General features: G+C 38.6%; 5 protein-coding genes. 3 read left to right on the top strand and 2 right to left on the bottom strand.

Translation table 11 applies throughout. The features are described from left to right. Positions 1 to 824, top strand: an 824-nt coding sequence (locus DBR11_RS24130; RefSeq protein ID WP_108555144.1) for a cation diffusion facilitator family transporter, incomplete at its 5' end; no start/stop codon positions are given. Between the two features lie 10 nt (positions 825 to 834). On the opposite strand, the gene DBR11_RS24125 is transcribed toward DBR11_RS24130, so the two are convergent. Both DBR11_RS24125 and dnaA read right to left on the bottom strand, forming a co-directional pair. After that, positions 835 to 1,251 carry a hypothetical protein gene (locus DBR11_RS24125; RefSeq protein ID WP_108555143.1) on the bottom strand — a complete coding sequence of 139 codons (417 nt, stop codon included), beginning with the start codon at positions 1,249 to 1,251 and terminating at the stop codon, positions 835 to 837. Positions 1,252 to 1,271: 20 nt separating this feature from the next. Continuing rightward, the gene (gene dnaA / locus DBR11_RS24120) at positions 1,272 to 2,684 is read right to left on the bottom strand and encodes a chromosomal replication initiator protein DnaA (protein WP_108555147.1); all 1,413 of its coding nucleotides are present in this window, start codon (positions 2,682 to 2,684) and stop codon (positions 1,272 to 1,274) included. Between the two features lie 236 nt (positions 2,685 to 2,920). Between dnaA and DBR11_RS24115 the strand changes: the two genes are divergently transcribed. Beyond that, positions 2,921 to 3,439 (top strand): GNAT family N-acetyltransferase, encoded by a 519-nt coding sequence (locus DBR11_RS24115; protein ID WP_108555142.1) that lies wholly within the window; start codon positions 2,921 to 2,923, stop codon positions 3,437 to 3,439. A 105-nt stretch (positions 3,440 to 3,544) separates the two neighbouring features. After that, a partial coding sequence (locus DBR11_RS29970; protein WP_199233942.1) for an inorganic phosphate transporter occupies positions 3,545 to 4,044 on the top strand: 500 nt, incomplete at its 3' end.

The raw sequence follows: 4,044 nt of genomic DNA, 5'->3' as shown, positions 1-4,044 counted from the left end.
TATTAAACCTGGTCTATGTAATTGTTCAAGTCATCATTGGTTTCAGGATCAATTCACTTGCATTGCTATCTGATGCCGGACACAACTTACTGGATGAAGGTGCATTAGCTTTAAAACTGCTAGATTACAAACTTCACCAGTCAAAACCCACCAACCAAAATACTTATGGTTACAAAAAGTCTTCGATCCTGATTTCACTTTTCAATGCCATTGTATTACTGATTTCCATTGGTGCCATTGGATATGAAGCTATTTTACGCTTCAATAATCCGCAACCCTTGCCGGGAGTAACTATTGCAATTGTTTCAGGCATCGGAATTATCATCAATGGAGTTTCAGCTTTTATGTTTTTCAGAGATAAAGAGAAAGATCTGAATGTAAAAAGTGCTTTCCTGCACCTTGCTGCAGATGCACTTGTTTCCTTAGGACTCGTTGCTGGAGGAATTATCATGTACTATACACACATTTACTGGATAGACCCAGTATTGAGCTTGATTGTTTGCACAGTAATTATTGCAAGTACATGGAATTTATTAAAAGGCAGCCTGCGCCTGTCGCTTGACGGCGTACCAGAAAATGTAGATATTGAAAAAGTCAAACAGACAGCCTTGAAAATAGATGGGATAACCGGAATTCACCATATCCATATTTGGGCCATCAGTACTACTCAAAATGCATTAACGGCTCATATTATTGTTGAAGGACAAACCAGTCTTGAACAGGCACAAAAAATAAAGGGCATTCTAAAGCACGAACTCGAACACCAAAATATTCAACATGCAACACTGGAAATTGAAATTAAAATCAATAACCACAAATGTTAAACTGTATGGACTAGGCCATAACTTCAGTTTCCTGAAGATACTTTTCTTTTAGCTGTGCATTGATCTGATCAAACTGTATCCTGCCCTGAGGATGCAATGCGAGTATTCCGTAAACCTGATCTTGCTCTCCCCCCTCTATCTTTGCATTCAGTTCAAGAACATCCTGCTCAGAAAGTCCTGTGGCCTCAAACTTTGAAGTCCAGTGCTTTACAAACTTCGCTATGGTCTGGGTTTCCATTTCGCGAACAATAGGAGATAAACGCTCCTTCAAAAGAGCAGCCTCATTCATTTCTTTAGTATAAAAAGGATGGAGTGCTTTTAAAAAAGGAATCTGATGGTTTTGAACTTTTCTAATGATACTGATCAGATAAGGAACAAAAAGGATAACCACCAGAGTGGTGGTTATCGTAGTAGCATTTATAGTCATGATTTTTATTGTCGTTTGAATTAGCTCATGCTTAGTTTTTTCTGGATATCAGTTACGTATCCTTTGAATTTTTTATCGCTGTCAATCAGATCTTCAACTGTCTGGCAGGCATAGATTACCGTAGAGTGGTCACGGCCTCCGTAAAAAGCACCAATACTTTTTAAAGAAGATTTAGTCAAACTCTTAGACAGATACATGGAAATCTGTCGGGCCTGTACCACCTCACGTTTACGTGTTGGCGATTTCACCAGATCAAAAGGTACTTCGAAATACTCACAAACAACCTTTTGAATATATTCCAGAGAGATTTCTTTACTGGTATTTTTAATGAAATTTCTCAATAATGATTTAGCCAAAGGCAAATCAATTTCTTTTTTGGTCAAAGTTGCCTGTGCAAGCAAGGAAACCATAGCACCTTCCAGTTCACGAACATTATTGTCGATGTTATGGGCAACATATTCAACAACTTCCGAAGGTACATTAACACCGTCCTGAGCTGTCTTTTTTCTTAGAATAGCCATTCTGGTTTCTAAATCAGGGATTTGCAGATCGGCAGAAAGCCCCCATTTGAATCTACTCAACAAACGCTCTTCTAATCCAGATAAATCTTTTGGTGCCTTATCAGAGGTAATAATAATTTGTTTGCCAGACTGATGTAAGTGGTTAAAAACATGGAAAAAGATATCCTGTGTCTTTTCTTTTCCGGCAAAGTTGTGGATATCATCCATAATGATCACATCCATGGCCTGATAGAAATTCACAAAATCATTGATGGTATTGTTTTTCAACGATTCTACAAATTGCTGACAGAACTTTTCACAGGAAACAAAAATAACCAGCTTTTCAGGATATACACTTTTAATTTCATTTCCGATAGCCTGTGCCAGGTGGGTTTTACCTAGTCCTACCGAACCGTAAATCATAAGAGGGTTGAAGGATGTCCCTCCTGGTTTGGCAGCAACAGCGAAGGCCGCAGAGCGTGCCAGACGATTACAGTCTCCCTCTATGTAATTTTCTAAGGTATAATTAGGGTTAAGTTGTGGATTAACATTCAATCTTTTTACCCCTTGTACAACAAAAGGGTTTCTCAAATCCTTACCAGTTGATGAAGTTGTTGCCGGTGTTGAGGCCGGTACTGTCTGGGCTTTTGTAGATACAGAGTTGTTTTTTGATGTTTTATCATCTACAACGATATTGTATTCCAAACGTCCTTCCTCTCCGAGTTCCTGTTTTACCGTTTTGCGTAAAAGACCTACATAATGCTCCTCCAGCCACTCGTAAAAGAATAAACTAGGTACTTGTACAGTTAAAACGTTTCCTTCTAATTTTAAAGCAGAGATGGGCTCAAACCAGGTCTTATAACTTTGGCTTGGGATGCTGGCTTTAATTGTTTGAAGTGAGTTATTCCACACTGCGGTACAAGTATTCTGCATAGACATTTTAATTAATTTGTTGTTGTTATTTATTCTTTATTCGCCCCTAAAAAAAGCTTCCTTCTTTTTTGGGATTGCGAAGATCAAGAATATTACCAACAAAAAAACATAAACTTATCCTAATCATTAAGCCACTAAAAAGCAATCCTTTAAAAGACGTTTTTCCGACAAAATGTGGATAACTCTTGCTTATCCACAGGTTTTGTTAATTACCCTGATTTGGCCTAGATTTGGGCATGAATTTCACACTTGTACATCTGGATATTTCTACCATTTCAGACCTTCAAAAACTCGCCCAAAAAACCTTTTTTGAGACCTATGCCGCCTACAATTCTGCGGAAAATATGCAATATTATCTAGATACAAATTTTAGCATTAAGAAACTACAGGAAGAAATATCGAACCCTGATTCTATTTTTTTTACCGCATTAAACACTGAAAACAAGCACATTGGGTACATAAAAGTGAATTTCAGGAGCGCGCAGACAGATTTAAAGGATCAGAACACAATGGAGGTAGAACGCATCTACGTACTCCAAGAGTTTCAGGGTCAGAAAGCAGGTCAGTTTTTACTAAATAATGCGATTGAAATTGCCAGAAAAAATCATGTGGATAACCTCTGGCTCGGGGTGTGGGAAAAGAACAATAAGGCTATTGCCTTCTATAAAAGAAATCAGTTTACAGATTTCGACACACACATTTTCAAATTTGGCGATGATGAACAACTGGATATTCTGATGAAATTTGACCTCTAAATATGGAGCCTTTTTTTTAACAATCTATCCGACCGGTCAAGGCAACAATAGTATAACAATAACTTAACTTTAAATAGCACCGTAACCCATCTAAAAACCAGATGTTTGGTATACGAACTATTCAAAGAACACATGTTATCTACGCTTAGTGTCATTACCCTTCCATTGCTTGGAGAAATTGATTTAAGCCATCCGGTTTTAATCGTTTTTTTTATTTGCCTTGCCACAGTACTGGCTTTTGAATTTGTAAATGGCTTTCACGATACGGCAAATGCTGTGGCTACCGTTATTTACACAAAGGCTTTAAAGCCCCAGATTGCCGTGCCCTGGTCTGGCATCTGGAATTTCCTTGGTGTTTTTGCGGGGGGCGTAGCTGTAGCCATGGGAATCTTAAAACTGGTCCCTCTGGATGAATTGATGAATCTCCCTGTACAGGTGGGCGCCTGCCTGGTATTGGCGGTATTGATTTCTTCTATACTCTGGAATTTAGGGACATGGTATCTTGGCATTCCCTGCTCCAGTTCTCATACCCTGATTGGTGCTCTGATAGGCGGCAGTATTGGTTTTACCTACTATTATGGTGGTAGCGTAAATTGGAATAAGGC

Origin of the sequence: Pedobacter sp. HMWF019, from assembly GCF_003061025.1 — a bacterium.
Lineage (GTDB): Bacteria > Bacteroidota > Bacteroidia > Sphingobacteriales > Sphingobacteriaceae > Pedobacter.
This window is presented reverse-complemented; position numbering and strand designations above follow the sequence as displayed.

Excerpts from the sequence above, each read along its gene's own strand:
- dnaA (WP_108555147.1), bottom strand. The coding sequence starts at position 2,684 with ATGCAGAATACTTGTACCGCAGTGTGGAATAACTCACTTCAAACAATT.
- DBR11_RS24115 (WP_108555142.1), top strand. The coding sequence starts at position 2,921 with ATGAATTTCACACTTGTACATCTGGATATTTCTACCATTTCAGACCTT.
- DBR11_RS24125 (WP_108555143.1), bottom strand. The coding sequence starts at position 1,251 with ATGACTATAAATGCTACTACGATAACCACCACTCTGGTGGTTATCCTT.